The organism is Pseudomonas sp. SORT22, from assembly GCF_018417635.1.
GTDB lineage: Bacteria > Pseudomonadota > Gammaproteobacteria > Pseudomonadales > Pseudomonadaceae > Aquipseudomonas.
In genome coordinates, this window is record NZ_CP071007.1 from 1,046,673 (window position 1) to 1,062,276 (window position 15,604).

Genomic DNA, 15,604 nt, shown 5'->3' on the forward strand with positions numbered 1-15,604 from the left:
GCGAAAAAAGCAGTAATTATCATTTTTTAATTTCCTCATAGATTCGCGTGCCTGTAATTACATCGCTTATAATCTCAGTGCCTAGTGATACGCTTCCCAAATTTTTGAATCCGCGCTCATAGTCTGATTTCAAGTATCGAAACAATCGCCAGCTGTCTTTCTTTAGAACGTACCGGCTAAGGCCATATACGGAAAGACCTAAATCAACACTACCATAAGCTATATTGCCCTCCCGGCTCTGATGGCCCAGCATTTTTGCTGCATGCTGGTACCCTTTTCTGACCGGCCCCTGCGTATCGTTTCTGCTCAATAATAAGTTTTGACTGTTTTCATAAATGTTGTTCGCTCCATGGGCCATAAGCGGTACGCCAAATAGTACGCACAGGGTTCCCACCGAGGCGTAGCAAATGCCTCCCCCTGCGGCTACTTGAGCCGTACCCGCTGCCAGGCCCAACCCTTTGTTGAAAATTTCGCCCGACTGGCTAAGCAAACTCCGCTGCTCCTCCTGAATTTCTCTAAGCCCTTCCTCAGGGCTCAAGCGTCGCTGCTCGACATCATCGACCACGCGCTTGGCGTAGTACGCCAGCTCGCGGTTGAATTGCATGCGTACACCATCATCCTGAAGATGTCGGGCACTGATCGAGCAGGCGTAGCTGGTCAGGCGTGCGGCGGCGCTACTGACTTCCCATAGATCATGTGAGCGCAGTTCAGGTTTTTTCTTCATTCGCTCCATTGCTTGTCCCCCCAAAAGGCATGACCGCTGGTGCCTGCCAGGTGATGAGTCCAGAAAATGTCGCGATAGCGGATGGCAAGGTGTTCCTGGGCATCCATGTCGTGCTGGAGAACCGCGTGGGGTACATCGATCCTCAAATCGACGACCATCCCGCCCCTGAGTTCTATGGTGTAGTACTTCTCATGGTGGCCGCTGGAAGAGATTCGAAAGAAGTTGATCAGGCACTTCAGCTCCTCTCGATTGGCCAACGCCTGAGCCAGTAACGGTGATGCCTTGTCTATGTTTTTGCTGATGACAATCGGGCGGTGGGTGGCGTTCTGGGTGTTGCCGAGGTTGGAAAGGTTATGACTGTACGCCAGCACCATGATCTCGTCGCAATGCCCGGACTGATACTTATTGCCCATTGAGTCTGCGGTGGAGCAGCCAGCCGAGATCAACCCTTGCTGCCTGCCGGTGATGGTCATGTATCCATGATTGGCCATAAGCATTACTCCCTGTAGTCAGAGAGCGCAGCCTAGATTCGAATAAGCAGATGGGTATGTAGGTCGTTTCCGAAAATTGTTGCTTTGGCCTGAAAGATTTACGCCCAGCCAAACAACTCACAAGCATTACCCGTACTCACCTCAGCCAACCGCTCAACCTCAATCCCCATGATCGCGGCCAGCGCCTGGGCAATCTGCGGCAGGTGCTCCGGGCTGTTGCGCACGCCGGGGAACATCACCGGGGCCATGTCTGGCGCGTCGGTTTCCAGCACCACGCTGTCGAGCGGTAACTGTGGCAGCACCTTGTGCAAGCGCAGCGCCTGCGGCCAGGTCGCGGCGCCGCCGAGGCCGAGTTTGAAGCCGAGCTTGTGGTACTCGCGGGCTTCTTCGACGCTGCCGGCAAAGGCGTGGATGATGCCGCCGCGCTTGAGTTTGTAGCGTTTGAGCGTGGCGATCACCACGGCGTGGCTGCGGCGCACGTGCAGCAGGGCGGGCAGGTTGCAGTCTGCGGCCAGTTGCAGCTGGGCTTCGAACAGCGCTTGCTGGCGTTTGCGGTCGAGTTCGGGCAGGTAGTAATCCAGGCCGAATTCACCGACGGCACACAGCTGGCGCTCGCCCTGCAGGCGGGTCAGCCAGTCGCCCAATTCGACAAGGTGCTCGGGGCGGTGCTGGTCGAGGTAGACCGGGTGCAGGCCGAACGCGGCATAAAGCTGCGCGTCGCTGCGCACCAGGTCCCAGATCCGCTGCCAGTTGCTTTGATACACCCCCAGCACCACCATGCGCTCGACCCCACTGGCCCGGGCGTTGGCCATTAAGGCCGGGCGGTCGGGGTCGAAGTCTGGAAAGTCCAGGTGGGTGTGGGTGTCGATCAGGCGCATGTTCAGGCCGGGAAGATTCGCTGTTTGAAGGTTCGACCGATGGCGTGCACGCCAGGTTGGTATTGCTTCTGTTCAACGGCGGCGAGGGCCAGCTTGAGCGCGGTTTCAGCGATCAGGCCGTGTTGCTGGGCCATGGCGTTGACCGGCAGCGGCAGGAAGTCGAGCAATTGGTTGTCTCCGAAGGTGCCCAGTTGCAGGCTGCGCGAGTCGGCCGGGCGCGCTTGCAGTACGTCGAACACGCCCTGCAGCAGTACGTAGGAAGTGGTCACCAAGGCATCGGGCAAGCGGCCGAGGTCTTCGAGCAGCTGGTTCATCAGGCGCTGGCCGCACTCGCGGCTGAAGGCTTCGCCTTGCAGACGGCTGACGTTGCCGCCGAAGCCTTCCAGGGCCTGGTCGAAGCCGCCGGCGCGGGCCTGGCTGACGCTCAGTTCCGGGCGCGCGCCGATCAGGGCGATGTGTGCAGGCTGGGTGGCCAGCAGGCTGCGGGTCAGTTGCTGGCTGGCGTTGCGGTCGTCGCTGACGATCGAGCAAAAGTGCGCGGGGTCGAGGCTGCGGTCGATGGCGATGATCGGCATGCCCTTGGCTTGCAGTTCGCGGTAGCTGTCGTCTTCTGGCGGCAGGCAGCTGGCGACGAACAGGGCGTCGCAACGGCGGGCGCGAAACAGTTGCTGCAGCTGGCGCTCGCTGTCGGGCTGGTCGTCGCTGCTGGCGATCAGCAGTTGGTAACCCTGGGCCCGGGCGCGTTGTTCCAGTTGCTTGGCGATGCGCGCGTAGCTGGGGTTTTCCAGGTCGGGGAGGATGAAGCCGAGGGTACGCGTGTGCCGGCTGCGCAAACCTGCAGCCTGGGGGTTGGGGGTAAAGCCATGGGCTTCGACCACCGCCTGCACCCGCTCGACAGTGCTTTTGCTGATGCGTTGCTGTTCGGCCTTGCCATTGATGACGTAGCTGGCGGTGGTGACGGACACACCGGCCAGACGCGCGATATCGCTGAGTTTCACCGCATTTTCCTTGTTATTACCGAGACTGGCTGCAAAGCCTGACCGGGTATTGTCGCCGATCCTGGAAGGATGGCGCAGACGACCATTGTCGCAATTGTCCTACAACATGGGCAATGTTGTTCACAGTTGGAGCGGGCTTGCCCCGGCGACGTGTCCGGCACTGAGGTACGACCGCTTCGCGCTCGATCGCGGGGCAAGCCCGCTCCTACAGCAATACGACAAGCAGGGCTTCATTCATCCCACATTATCGAGTAACGTGCTCGTGAATCTAGATTAAACGTTTCAGCAGGCGATTTACTGCCGATCCCTTTGCCTGGACAGGGCCATTGCAACTGGCCCTTAGCTGAACAATTCACAACAATACCTCGGCACCGCCCTGGTGCTGCAAAGGAGAAGGTCATGCTCGAGCTCACCGTGGAGCAGATATCCATGGGCCAGTCGGCTGTGGATAAGTCGGCGGCGCTGCACCTGTTGGCCGAGCGCCTGGTCAGCGACGGCCTGGTTGCCGAAGGCTATCTGGCCGGCCTGCAAGCCCGTGAAGCGCAAGGCTCGACCTTCCTCGGCCAAGGTATTGCCATCCCCCACGGCACCCCCGCAACCCGCGAGCTGGTGCATGCCACCGGCGTGCGCCTGCTGCAGTTTCCCGAAGGCGTGGACTGGGGCGATGGCCAGATCGTCTACCTGGCCATTGGCATCGCCGCCCGCTCCGATGAGCACCTGCGCCTGCTGCAACTGCTGACCCGCGCCCTGGGCGAGACCGATCTGGCCGAAGCCCTGCGCCGTGCCAGCTCTGCTGAGGCATTGCTGAAGTTGCTGCAAGGCGCGCCGCAGGAGCTGGCGCTGGATGCGCAGATGATCGGCCTGGGCGTGCCCGCCGAAGATTTTGACGAGCTGGTATGGCGCGCCGCACGCCTGCTGACCCGCGCGCAGTGTGTCGGCGGCGGCTTTGCCGGGGTGTTGCAGCAGCTCGACCCGCTGCCGCTGGGCGAGGGGCTGTGGTGGCTGCACAGCGAGCAGGCGGTGCGCCAGCCGGGCCTGGCCTTCGTCACCCCGCAGCAACCGCTGCGCCACAATGGCCAGCCGGTGCAGGGCCTGTTCTGCCTGGCCAGCCTTGGCGCCGCCCATCAAGCCTTGCTCGAGCGCCTGTGCACGCTGTTGATCGAAGGCCGCGGCCAGGAGCTGTGCCGCGCCACCAACAGCCGCACCGTGCTGGAAGTGCTGGGCGGCGAGCTGCCTGCCGACTGGCCCAGCACGCGTATCGGCCTGGCCAATGCTCACGGCCTGCATGCGCGGCCGGCCAAGGAACTGGCGCAACTGGCGAAAAACTTCGATGGCGAGATTCGCCTGCGCCTGGTCGACAGCGGCCAGCCGGCGGTGTCGGCCAAGAGCCTGAGCAAGTTGCTGAGTCTCGGCGCCCGGCGTGGGCAGATGCTGGAAATCATCGCCGAACCCGCCATTGCCGGCGATGCCTTGCCGGCGTTGCTGGCCGCGATTGAAGCGGGCCTGGGCGAAGAGGTGGAGGCGCTGGCGCCCGTCGTCGAGGCGGTCATCGAGGTGATCGCCGAGCCAGAGCTTGTGCCACCGGCAGCGGGCGCGCTGATCCACGGCGTTGCCGCCGCGCCGGGCATTGCCAGCGGCCCGGCGCATATCCAGGTGCTGCGCGAGTTCGACTACCCGCTGCGCGGTGAATCGCTGCCGATTGAACGCCAGCGCTTGCAGCAAGCGCTTAGCAATGTGAACCAGGAGATCGAAGCGCTGACCCAGCGCAGCCCGGCCAAGGCCATCCGCGAGATTTTCGTCACCCACCAGGAAATGCTCGCCGACCCGGACCTCAGCGACGAAGTCGACCAGCGCCTGCGCCAGGGCGAAAGCGCCGCCGCTGCGTGGATGGCGGTGATCGATGCCGCCGCGCGCCAGCAGGAGTCCTTGCACGATGCGTTGCTCGCCGAACGTGCCGCCGACCTGCGCGATATCGGCCGGCGGGTATTGGCCCAACTGTGTGGCGAAGCCGAAGTGCCGGCGCCGCAGCAACCCTATGTGTTGGTGATGGAAGAGGTCGGCCCCTCCGATGTGGCGCGCCTCGACCCACAACGGGTAGCCGGGATTCTGACCGCTCGGGGCGGCGCCACCGCCCACAGCGCCATCGTCGCTCGTGCCTTGGGCATACCCGCTGTGGTGGGTGCGGGCGACGCCGTGCTGCTGATTGCCCCGGGTACGCCGCTGCTGCTCGACGGCCAGCGCGGGCGCCTGACCGTCGCCCCCGCCGCTGACCAACTCGAACGGGCCCTGGCCGAACGCGACCGCCGCGAGCAACGCCTGCAGGCCGCCAAGGCCCGGCGCCTGGAGCCTGCAATCACCCGCGACGGCCATGCCATCGAGGTGTTCGCCAATATCGGCGAAAGCGCCGGGATCGAAGCGGTGGTTGATCAGGGCGCCGAAGGCGTTGGCCTGCTGCGCACCGAACTGATCTTCATGGCTCACCCGCAAGCCCCCGACGAAGCCGTGCAAGAGGCCGAGTACCGCCGCGTGCTCGATGGCCTTGCTGGCCGGCCGCTGGTGGTGCGCACCCTCGATGTCGGCGGCGACAAACCCTTGCCTTACTGGCCGATCGCCAAGGAAGAAAACCCCTTCCTCGGCGTGCGCGGCATTCGCCTGACCCTGCAACGCCCACAGGTGATGGAAAGCCAGCTGCGCGCCTTGCTGCGCGCTGCTGGCGACCGGCCGCTGCGGATCATGTTCCCGATGGTCGGCCAGCTCGAAGAGTGGCGCCAGGCGCGGGCCATGGTCGAGCGCCTGCGCGAGGAAATCAGCGTCAGCGACCTGCAACTGGGGATCATGATCGAGGTGCCATCGGCCGCCTTGCTGGCGCCGGTGCTGGCCCGGGAGGTGGACTTTTTCAGCATCGGCACCAACGACCTGACCCAGTACACCCTGGCCATCGACCGCGGCCACCCGAGCCTTTCGGCGCAAGCCGACGGCCTGCACCCGGCGGTGCTGCAACTGATCGATATCACCGTGCGCGCCGCCCATGCCCATGGCAAGTGGGTCGGCGTGTGCGGCGAGCTGGCGGCCGATCCGCAGGCGGTGGCGCTGCTGCTCGGCCTTGGCGTCGATGAGCTGAGCGTTGCTGCGCGCAGCATCGCCGAGGTGAAAGCCGAAGTACGTGAACTGAACTTTGAACATGCCCAAAAGCTTGCGCGCCAAGCCTTGCTGCAGGGCAGTGCCGGCGCAGTGCGGGCACTGCTGGAGACCCGTTGATGGCCAAGATACTGACCCTGACCCTGAACCCGGCGCTGGACCTTACCGTCCGCCTCGACAGCCTGCTGGCCGGCCAGGTCAACCGCAGCCAGGCGCAGCACAGCCATGCCGCCGGCAAGGGCCTGAACGTTGCCCAGGTACTGGCTGATCTTGGCCATAGCGTGACGGTGGGCGGCTTTCTCGGTCGCGACAACCTGGCGCCGTTCGAGGCCCTGATCGGCCGCCGCGGCTTTGCCGATTGCTTCGTGCGGGTAGCCGGCGAGACCCGCTGCAACATCAAGCTGGTCGAAGCCTGCGGCCAGGTCACCGATATCAACGGCCCCGGCCCGCAGGTCGATGAGCAGGCGCGTCTGGAACTGCTGACCCGCCTGGAGCAGATCGCCCCCGGTCACGCTGCGGTGGTGGTGGCCGGCAGCCTGCCGCAGGGCATCAGCCCGCAGTGGTTGCAGATGCTCCTGGCCCGGCTCAAGGCCATGGGCCTGAAAGTGGCTCTGGACACTAGCGGTGAAGCCTTGCGGGCCGGGCTTGCCTGCGGGCCGTGGCTGGTCAAGCCGAACACCGATGAGCTGAGCGAAGTGCTTGGCACTGCGGTGCATGATGTTGCCCAGCAGCAACAAGCTGCAACCCGGTTGATCGGCCAGGGTGTCGAACATGTGGTGGTGTCCCAGGGCGAGCAGGGCGTCAACTGGTTCCGCCAGGGCAGCGTCCTCAGCGCCGTGCCGCCCAAGGTCACGGTAGCCAGTACCGTCGGCGCCGGCGATTCGCTGCTGGCAGGCATGGTCCATGGCCTGCTGAGCGCCGACACGCCGGCGCAAACCCTGCGCCGGGCCACGGCGATTGCCGCCCAGGCGGTGACCCAGATCGGTTTCGGCATCAACGACCGGGCGCAACTGGCGCAACTGGAAAGCCAGGTGCAGCTGACAGAAGAACAACAAGAGGCTTGCAGATGAACATTGCCATCGTCACCGCCTGCCCCAATGGCCAGGTCTCTAGTGTGCTCAGTGCGCGCCTGCTGGAAGCGGCCGCGCTGCGCCAGGGCTGGAGCACCAGCGTTGAAGTGCACGACCCGCAGCAACCCGAGCGGCAGTTATCGGCGGCGGCGATCGCTGCCGCCGACTGGGTGCTGGTGGTCAACACCGGCCCGCTGGAGCTGCGCCGTTTCGCCGGCAAGCGCCTGTACCAGAGCACCCCGGCGCAAGCCCTGGCGGATGTCGAAAACTTTCTCCGTGAAGCGGCCGAAAAGGCTGTGGTTTATCAGCCCGAAGCCGAGCCGGTTGCAGCGCCGGTAGAGCGCAGCGCGAAGATTGTCGCGGTCACTGCCTGCCCGACTGGCGTCGCCCATACCTTCATGGCCGCCGAGGCCTTGCAGCAGGCGGCGCAGCAACTGGGCTACCAGCTCAGCGTCGAGACCCAGGGCTCGGTGGGGGCGCGTAACCCCTTGTCGGCAGCGGCCATTGCCGACGCCGACGTGGTGCTGCTGGCCGCTGATATCGAGGTGCCCACCGCGCGCTTTGCCGGCAAGCGCATCTACCGCTGCGGCACCGGCGTTGCCCTCAAGCAGGCCCAGGCCACACTGAAAAAAGCCCTGGCCGAAGCCCGCGAAGAAGCTGCCGCGCAAGGTGCAAACGCAGCGCCTGCGCGCAGCGAAAAAACCGGGGTGTACAAGCACCTGCTCACCGGCGTGTCGTTCATGCTGCCGATGGTGGTGGCCGGCGGTTTGCTGATCGCGCTGTCGTTTGTGTTCGGTATCGAGGCTTACAAAGAGCCCGGCACCCTGCCTGCGGCATTGATGCAAATTGGCGGTGACGCGGCGTTCAAACTGATGGTGCCGCTGCTGGCCGGTTACATCGCTTATTCGATAGCCGACCGTCCGGGGCTGGCGCCGGGGATGATTGGCGGCTTGCTCGCCAGTACCTTGGGCGCGGGGTTTATCGGCGGGATCGTCGCAGGCTTTCTCGCCGGTTACAGCGCCAAGGCCATCAGCCGCTGGGCGCGCCTGCCCAGCAGCCTTGAGGCGCTCAAGCCGATCCTGATCATCCCGCTGCTGGCCAGCCTGTTCACCGGCCTGGTGATGATTTACGTGGTCGGCAAGCCGGTGGCCGGCATGCTCGAAGGCCTGACCCATTTTCTCGACAGCATGGGCACCACCAACGCGATTCTGCTCGGCGTGTTGCTCGGCGGGATGATGTGCGTCGACCTCGGTGGGCCGATCAACAAGGCGGCCTATGCATTCTCGGTCGGGCTGCTGGCGTCGCAGAGTTATGCACCGATGGCCGCGACCATGGCCGCCGGCATGGTGCCGCCGATTGGCCTGGGCATCGCCAGCTTCATTGCCCGGCGCAAGTTCGCCCAGAGCGAGCGCGAAGCTGGCAAGGCGGCGCTGGTGCTGGGCCTGTGTTTTATTTCCGAGGGGGCGATTCCGTTTGCCGCCAAAGACCCGCTGCGGGTGATCCCGGCCAGCGTCGTCGGCGGTGCGCTGACCGGCGCCTTGTCGATGTACTTCGGCTGCAAGCTGATGGCGCCCCATGGCGGCCTGTTCGTCATGCTGATCCCCAATGCGATCAACCATGCCGTGTTGTACTTGCTGGCGATCGTCGCCGGCAGCCTGCTGACGGCAGTGGTGTATGCCGTGCTCAAGCGTGGTGAAGGGGTGGAGCTGACAGTGCAGCCGGCCAAGGCCTGATCAGTTGCGCGGGCGCGGGTACTTCTTGCGCAGGGGGACCAGCAGGTCGCTCAGGCCGTTGTGATCGACCTCGTGCATCAGTGCCAGCAGGCTACCCAGCTCGCCCTTGGGAAAGCCCTGGCGGGCGAACCAGTTGAGGTAGTGACCAGGCAGGTCGGCGATCAGCCGGCCCTGGTATTTGCCGTAGGGCATTTCGCGGGTGACCAGCAGGACGAGGGCTTCCGGGTTCATGGCAAGGCTGTTCTTTGAAGAGGTGGGCCAACATACATGCAATCTGCATGAAGGCCAAAGGACAGTTCATGCAGAACGCGTGCAAGTGATAAGTTCATTTAATTTCAAGTTATTGAAAGTTAACGATATTTTTTATGTTCGCCGGCTGGCACGAACCCTGCTCCGATCTATTGCACTTCCCTCATGCAAAGGAGCAACGTCATGACTACCCCCAACAAAGAAGTGGTCTCGGTTCTCAACGAACTGATCGAGTTCAGCAAGGATGGCGAAAAGGGTTTCAAAACCTCTGCCGAGGATGTGAAAAATCCGCAGCTCAAAAGCTACTTCATCCAGCGTGCCGGTGAGTGCGGTAGCGCCGCCGCCGAACTGCAACAGCAAGTGCGCAGCCTGGGCGGCGACCCGGAAACCTCCACCAGCGTCAGCGGTGACCTGCACCGTGGTTGGGTCAACCTGAAGTCGATGCTCACCGGCAAGGATGAAGAAGCGGTGCTCAACGAAGTCGAGCGCGGCGAGGACCACGCCCTGAAAGCCTACAAGGACGCCCTGGAAAAACTGGCTCGCCTCAACACCCTGCCAAGCAGCGAGGTGTACGCCCTGGTTGAACGCCAGTACCACGGTGTGCAGCGCAACCATGACCAGGTCAAGGCCCTGCGCAACCAGGCTCGCGCCAGCTCTTAACGCGCAGCCTCGACCCGGTTGCGGCCGTTGCCCTTGGCACGGTAAAGCGCCTCGTCGGCATCGCCCAGCAAGGTCGCGAGATCTTGCTGGGCGCCTGGCGTGTGGCAACCGATGCCGATACTGACGGTCACCGGCGCTGTGTCAGCGCCAAACGGCGGCAACGCCTCGACGGCTGCGCGAATGCGTTCGGCCAGCAGCAGTGCCCCCGGCAGTTCAGTCTCCGGCAACACCACCAGAAATTCCTCACCCCCATAGCGTGCGGCCAGGTCGGCCGGGCGGCGAATGCTGCTGGCAATCGCTGCGGCCACCTGGCGCAAGGCGGCATCGCCACCCGGGTGGCCATGGCGATCGTTGAAGGCCTTGAAGTGATCGACATCGACCATCAGCACCGCCAGCGGCCGGGCATTGCGCAGGCTGCGCGCCCATTCCTGGCGCAGCACCTGGTCGAGGCGCCGGCGGTTGGCAAGGCCGGTCAGGCTGTCGGTGGCGGCCAGCGCCGCCAGGCCTTGTTCGGCGCTCTGCCGGCGGCGCAATTCGCGACCCAATAGCAGGGTCAGCCAGAGAATGCCGATGCACAGCACGCCGGTGGCGACGCTGACCAGCACGGCGGTGCGCCGCCACGACTCGAAGACTTCGTCGGCGGAGTGGGCGACGATGACGATCAGCGGCAAGTCGCCAACCCGGGCGAAGGTAAACAGCCGTTCTTTGCCGGTGCGGGTGGAAACCCCGGCAAAGGTGCCGCTGACATCGGCGCGCATGCGCTGGAAGTTCGGCCGGTCGCTGTAGTTCTGGCCGATTTTTGGTTCATCCGGGCTGCCCGGCTGGCGTACCAGCAGGGCGCCGTCGGTGTTCATCAGGTTGATGCTGCTGTCGGTGCCGATGTCCAGGCGCTGGAACAGCGTGCTGAAGTACGACAGGCGCAAGGCCCCGGCAGCCACCCCGAGAAACTCACCGTGGGGCCCGGAGATGCGCCGGCTGAAGCTGATGCACCAGTCCAGGTCGCCCAGCCGTGCCTTGAACGGCTGGCCGATGACCAGGCCCAGGTCGGGGTTGTCGCGATGCTGCTGGAAGTCCTTGCTGTCGGCGAAATTGGCCTGGCGCGGGATGCTGCTGGTGGAGTCTGCAACCACGTCGCCCTTGGCATCGAGCCAGAGGATATCGCCACGTACCGGTGCGGTAACGGCCTGGTTGAAGAGAATCTGCTGGCGCAGCTCGACCGGCACGGCGAGCAGTTCCGGGCGCTGCACGGCCCAGATCAGGCCTTGCAGGGAAAGGTCATAGAGTTCGACATTGCGCACGATGTCGCTTTCGATCAGCTGCACTATGTTGCTGGCCGAGCGTGCGGCAGCCTGTTCGACGCTGCTGCGTTCGCGCATCAACAGGAAGGTGACGATGGCGACGATGGCGAGCACCGCGAGGCAACTGCCCAGGTTGAGGATCAGCTCCGGATGAGACTTGTACAGGGCGGATCGCTGGGATCGGGTGGGCAACGTCATGGTCACTGATGCCGAAGACCGTCTGGAAAGTGCGGTATTACTGCGCGGCGGCCGTATTCTAGGGGCGCGCGGATTGTCGGACAAGGATTTAATGGTGACATTCTGACGAATGCGGGAGCGGCGGTGCGGCGACCCGACTTGCCCCGCGATTGCAACGGGTCAGACCCATCGCATCGCGAGTCAAGCTCGCGCCTACAGGTTCGATCAGAAAATGTTCAGCGGGTAGTCAACGATCACTCGGTACTCGTCGACATCGTTGTCGATGTGCGAGTAGCCCTGGGTGCCACGGTGCGAGGCCCAGCGCAGCAGTACCGAGAGGTCCTTGAGCTGGCCTTGCTGGAACACGTACTGCAGGTCGACGTCACGTTCCCAGTGCTGGGCATTCTCGCCGTCGGCGTTGTACCAGTGGCCGTAGCCGACGCTGTTGGGGTCGACCTTGCTCATGTCCAGCTCACCGCGCGAGTAGGACACAATCGAGGTCAGGCCGGGGATGCCGGCACCGGCGAAGTCGTAGGCGTACTTGAGCTTCCACGAGCGCTCGTTGGGGCCGTTGAAGTCCGAGTAAATCTGCGAGTTGTCGAGAAAGACGCTGTCGCCCTGGTTGATGTAGTCGAACGGGGTGTTGCCGTTGACCCGCTGGTACACCGCGGTGAGGCTGTTGTAGCCGACGTTGACGGTGAAATGCAGGCTGTAGGTGTTGTTGTCGATGTGCCCGAGCAGCGCCTGGCCGGTGTCCTGGGTGTGGTAGAAGTGCAGGCCGGGGTTGAGGCTGACCAGCTCGTTGAGCTGCCAGGTGTAGTCCAGATCGAAGTAGTACTGGTTCCAGATGTCCTTGAGCTCGGCGGCATACAGGCTCGAGGTCAGGTTCGGTACGCCGCTCCAGGCCACCCCGGCCCAGTTCAGGTGGCGGCTGTCGCGCTCGTCCTGCAACTTGCCGTAGAAGGTGTCGATGCGCCGGTGGCCGCTCTGGTTGTAGGGCTTGGTGAAGCTGGCCTGGCCGGCTTCGAGCATCACCCCGTCAAAGCTGTTGTTGGTGACGCTGACGCCACGGAAGGTCTGCGGCAGCATGCGCGACTCGCCGCCGGCGATCACCGGGTTGGTGAGGAACAGGTCGCCGGCCTTGAGCTCGGTGTCGAAGGCTTTCATCTTCAGCGCAGCGCCGGCAGTGGAGAACGAATCGTGGGCCTTGCCCGGTTCGCCATCGCCCTTGGTGTTGATCGGCAAAATACTCGAGCCGGAGGTACCGCCACCGCCGTCGAGTTTCAGCCCGAGCATGGCGTGGGCATCGAGGCCGAAACCGACCGTGCCCGGGGTGTAGCCCGATTCGAATTTGCCGAGAAAACCCTGGCCCCATTCGCGGTTGTCACGCACGCCTGGCAACAGCTGGTTGCGGTTCAGGTAGTAGTTGCGAGCGTGCACATTGAGGCTCGACCCTTCGATGAAGCCTTCGGCTTTTTCCTCGTCGGCCTGGGCGCTGCAGGGCATCGTTGCAGCCAATGCAACGAACAGTGGGGTGAAGCGTAAAGCAGTGTTCACCGGTGTGGACTCCTTGGGGTGAATGTACGGCAGTTTTTATTGTGTGAAAGACGGTCTTGTTATGAACAAACGAGCCAGCGCGCTGGCATTTTTCGACACACGAAAAAAAGCCGCTGATCGGCAGCGGCTTTGAAAGACAACCGCACAGGCGCTCAAGTCACCTGTACGGCCATCGAGGGAGTCGAAGGAGTGGAGCGTGGCGCTATCAGCTATCGGAAGCGTCACTCGCTTGAGCCTTGGAAGCGGTCTGTTCCAGGCCTTTGGCCTGCTCGGCCTTGTGTGCGGCGATGGCCTCCTGAACGACGGCGGCGCGCTCGGCATTACGGGCAACAAAGGCCGGGGATTCTTCAGCCATGGCCAGTGGCGACAGCAACAGGGACGACAGGACGAATACGCTGGCAACACCCATACTGTTGGACATTTGCAACAACCTTCTTGCTTGGCAAGTGTGGATTAGGTTTGACTAAATTAGTCGGAAATGGGTGATAGAAACAGTTACTTTTAGGATAAGCACTGTTGCGTCAAAGGTAATAGTCATCGCGGGTCAAGCCCGCTCCCACAATGGATCTGTGTACACCGGACCCGCGATGAGGCCCTCAGGCCGGCAACAGGATCCCGAAGGTATTGGCCCCCGCCTGGCTGCGCACGAACACGCTGCCGCCATGCATCAGCGCAATCGCCTTGACGATCGCGAGCCCCAGCCCGTGGTTGCCGGCGCCGCTGTTGCTGCGCGCCGCATCCACCCGGTAGAAGCGTTCGAACAGCATCGCCAGGTGTTCCTCGCCAATCGCCGGCCCCGGGTTGCTCACGGCGATGCTTACCTGGCCGTGCTGCTCCTCGATTCGCACCTGGATCACCTGCTCGGGCAAGGTGTGCTGCACCGCGTTGTTCAGCAGGTTGATCAGCGCCCGGCGCAACTGGGCCTTTTCGATGCGCGCCTGGGCATCGCCGCTGACCTGCACGCTGATGCGCGCGTCCTCGAGGATGTAGTCCAGGTAGTCGAGGGTGGTCGCCACTTCTTCGGCCAGCGAGGTGCTGGTCAGCGCCGTGGCCTTGCTGCCCTGGTCGGCGCTGGCGAGGAAGAGCATGTCGTTGATGATGCTGCGCAGGCGCTCGAGTTCTTCAAGGTTCGATTGCAGCACCTCGAAGTAGTGCTCGGCGCTGCGCCCACGGGTCAGGGCGACCTGAGTCTGGCCGATCAGGTTGGTCAGCGGCGAGCGCAGTTCATGGGCGACGTCGGCGTTGAAGGCTTCCAGGCGGCTGTAGGCCTGGTCGACGCGCTCCAGGGTCGAGTTGAAGGCGCTGGCGAACTGCGCCAGCTCCGGGGCGAGGTCGGCCAGTTGCAGGCGCCCGCTCAGGCGCGGTGGCGCCAGCTTTTGAGCTTCGGCCGAGAGTGCCAGCAACGGCCGCAAACCATAGCGCGCCACCCAGTAACCGAGCAACGAGGCCAGCACCACGCCCAGTACCGACAGGCTGATGATCGCCACCAGCAAGGTGTGCTGGGTTTGCCAGAAAGTCTCGGTGTCGATGCCGATCAAAAAGCGCAGGGCCGGGCGCTTGCCCATGGCCGGCAGTTCGCTGACCAGTACCTTGTAAGGGTAGGGGCTGGCGGCCAGGTGCAGGTCGCGCATGCCCAGCCGGCCCTGGGCAAAGGTGCGGATGCTGGCGTCTGGCTGACCGTATTCGAACGGGCTACCGTCGCTGACCACCCAGAAGCGGATGCGCCGGTCTTCTTCGCTGAGCAAATTGAGTTTGTTGGTGATCTTCTGCCAGTGCTCGCGGGTGTCGTAGCGGGTCAGCGACGACTCCAGCACGCTGAAGCGCGCTTCAAGCTCGGCGGTGGGCAGCAGGTCGAGGCTGCGGTCGACCTGCTTGTACAGCGCGGTACCGATCACCAGGAACACACCCAGTGCCACCAGGGTGAACAGCGCGCTCAGGCGCAGGGCGATGGAGTTAGTCGGCACGGTTTTCCAGAACATAGCCCATGCCTCGGATGGTGTGCAGCAGTTTGGTTTCGAAAGGCCCGTCGAGCTTGGCGCGCAGGCGCTTGATCGCCACTTCGACAACATTGGCGTCGCTGTCGAAATTGATATCCCAGACCAGCTCGGCAATCGCCGTCTTCGACAAAATCTCGCCATGCCGGCGGGCCAGCACGCTGAGCAGCGAGAACTCCTTGGCGGTCAGCTCCAGGCGCTGCCCGGCGCGGCTGGCCTTGCGGCTGATCAGGTCGACCCAGAGGTCGGCGACCTGGATCTGCACCGGCTCATGGCCGCCGCCACGGCGGGTCAGGGCTTGCAGGCGGGCGACCAGTTCGAGGAACGAGAACGGCTTGCCAAGGTAGTCGTCGGCGCCTTCGCGCAGGCCGTGGATGCGGTCTTCGACCCGCTCGCGGGCGGTGAGCATGATCACCGGCGTCTGCTTGCGCGCACGCAGGGCGCGCAGCACACCGTAGCCGTCCAGGCCCGGGAGCATCACATCGAGGACGATCACCGCATAGTCGCCTTCCAGGGCCATGTGCAGGCCATCGATACCGTCGCGCGCCAGGTCCACGGTAAAGCCTTGCTCGCTGAGGCCGCGGTGCAGGTAGTCGGCGGTCTTTTGTTCGTCTTCGATAATCAGCACACGCATGGT

14 protein-coding genes are annotated in these 15,604 nt (G+C 63.7%); 4 read left to right on the top strand and 10 right to left on the bottom strand.

Annotation, left to right across the window (positions count from 1 at the left end; genetic code table 11):
* Positions 1 to 19 precede the first annotated feature (19 nt).
* From JYG36_RS05010 to cra, 4 genes are all read right to left on the bottom strand, one after another.
* Positions 20 to 724, bottom strand: a complete 705-nt coding sequence (locus JYG36_RS05010) for a DUF4225 domain-containing protein (protein WP_093379504.1) — start codon at positions 722 to 724, stop codon at positions 20 to 22.
* Entirely contained in the window at positions 721 to 1,215 is a 495-nt protein-coding gene (locus JYG36_RS05015; RefSeq protein WP_123566525.1) for an Hcp family type VI secretion system effector, read from the bottom strand. The genes JYG36_RS05010 and JYG36_RS05015 overlap by 4 nt, the downstream gene beginning before the upstream one ends.
* 98 nt (positions 1,216 to 1,313) lie before the next feature.
* Positions 1,314 to 2,093 carry a TatD family hydrolase gene (locus JYG36_RS05020; protein WP_213603267.1) on the bottom strand — a complete coding sequence of 260 codons (780 nt, stop codon included), beginning with the start codon at positions 2,091 to 2,093 and terminating at the stop codon, positions 1,314 to 1,316.
* Positions 2,094 to 2,095: 2 nt separating this feature from the next.
* Entirely contained in the window at positions 2,096 to 3,091 is a 996-nt protein-coding gene (gene cra, locus JYG36_RS05025; protein WP_045197136.1) for a catabolite repressor/activator, read from the bottom strand.
* 399 nt (positions 3,092 to 3,490) lie between these two features.
* Here cra and ptsP point away from each other — a divergent pair, with 399 nt between their 5' ends.
* The 3 genes from ptsP to JYG36_RS05040 are packed head-to-tail and all read left to right on the top strand — an operon-like array spanning position 3,491 to position 9,032.
* A complete protein-coding gene (gene ptsP / locus JYG36_RS05030; protein WP_213603268.1) occupies positions 3,491 to 6,349 on the top strand; it encodes a phosphoenolpyruvate--protein phosphotransferase in 2,859 nt (952 codons plus the stop codon).
* Complete coding sequence (gene pfkB, locus JYG36_RS05035; protein WP_213603269.1) at positions 6,349 to 7,299, top strand: 1-phosphofructokinase; 951 nt, start codon at positions 6,349 to 6,351, stop codon at positions 7,297 to 7,299. Before ptsP ends, pfkB begins: the two co-directional genes overlap by 1 nt.
* Positions 7,296 to 9,032, top strand: a complete 1,737-nt coding sequence (locus JYG36_RS05040; RefSeq protein ID WP_213603270.1) for a PTS fructose-like transporter subunit IIB — start codon at positions 7,296 to 7,298, stop codon at positions 9,030 to 9,032. Before pfkB ends, JYG36_RS05040 begins: the two co-directional genes overlap by 4 nt.
* Here the strand turns inward: JYG36_RS05040 and JYG36_RS05045 are convergent, their stop codons facing one another.
* On the bottom strand, positions 9,033 to 9,263 hold the full coding sequence (locus JYG36_RS05045; RefSeq protein ID WP_093379533.1) for a DUF3820 family protein: 231 nt from the start codon (positions 9,261 to 9,263) through the stop codon (positions 9,033 to 9,035).
* 201 nt (positions 9,264 to 9,464) lie between these two features.
* On the opposite strand from JYG36_RS05045, the gene JYG36_RS05050 reads away from it, so the two are divergent.
* Positions 9,465 to 9,941: a PA2169 family four-helix-bundle protein gene (locus JYG36_RS05050; protein ID WP_045197145.1), complete on the top strand. Its 477-nt coding sequence runs from the start codon at positions 9,465 to 9,467 to the stop codon at positions 9,939 to 9,941.
* Here JYG36_RS05050 and JYG36_RS05055 read toward each other — a convergent pair.
* From JYG36_RS05055 to JYG36_RS05075, 5 genes are all read right to left on the bottom strand, one after another.
* Positions 9,938 to 11,431 carry a sensor domain-containing diguanylate cyclase gene (locus tag JYG36_RS05055; RefSeq protein ID WP_045197872.1) on the bottom strand — a complete coding sequence of 498 codons (1,494 nt, stop codon included), beginning with the start codon at positions 11,429 to 11,431 and terminating at the stop codon, positions 9,938 to 9,940. The genes JYG36_RS05050 and JYG36_RS05055 overlap by 4 nt on opposite strands.
* A gap of 210 nt (positions 11,432 to 11,641) precedes the next feature.
* Positions 11,642 to 12,973 carry an OprD family porin gene (locus tag JYG36_RS05060; protein ID WP_156160193.1) on the bottom strand — a complete coding sequence of 444 codons (1,332 nt, stop codon included), beginning with the start codon at positions 12,971 to 12,973 and terminating at the stop codon, positions 11,642 to 11,644.
* A gap of 205 nt (positions 12,974 to 13,178) precedes the next feature.
* Positions 13,179 to 13,394, bottom strand: coding sequence for a hypothetical protein (locus JYG36_RS05065; protein WP_093379544.1), 216 nt, complete (start codon positions 13,392 to 13,394; stop codon positions 13,179 to 13,181).
* Positions 13,395 to 13,569: 175 nt separating this feature from the next.
* Positions 13,570 to 14,952 (bottom strand): heavy metal sensor histidine kinase, encoded by a 1,383-nt coding sequence (locus JYG36_RS05070; protein ID WP_213603271.1) that lies wholly within the window; start codon positions 14,950 to 14,952, stop codon positions 13,570 to 13,572.
* The gene (locus JYG36_RS05075; RefSeq protein WP_045197149.1) at positions 14,927 to 15,601 is read right to left on the bottom strand and encodes a heavy metal response regulator transcription factor; all 675 of its coding nucleotides are present in this window, start codon (positions 15,599 to 15,601) and stop codon (positions 14,927 to 14,929) included. Before JYG36_RS05075 ends, JYG36_RS05070 begins: the two co-directional genes overlap by 26 nt.
* Positions 15,602 to 15,604: the final 3 nt, after the last annotated feature.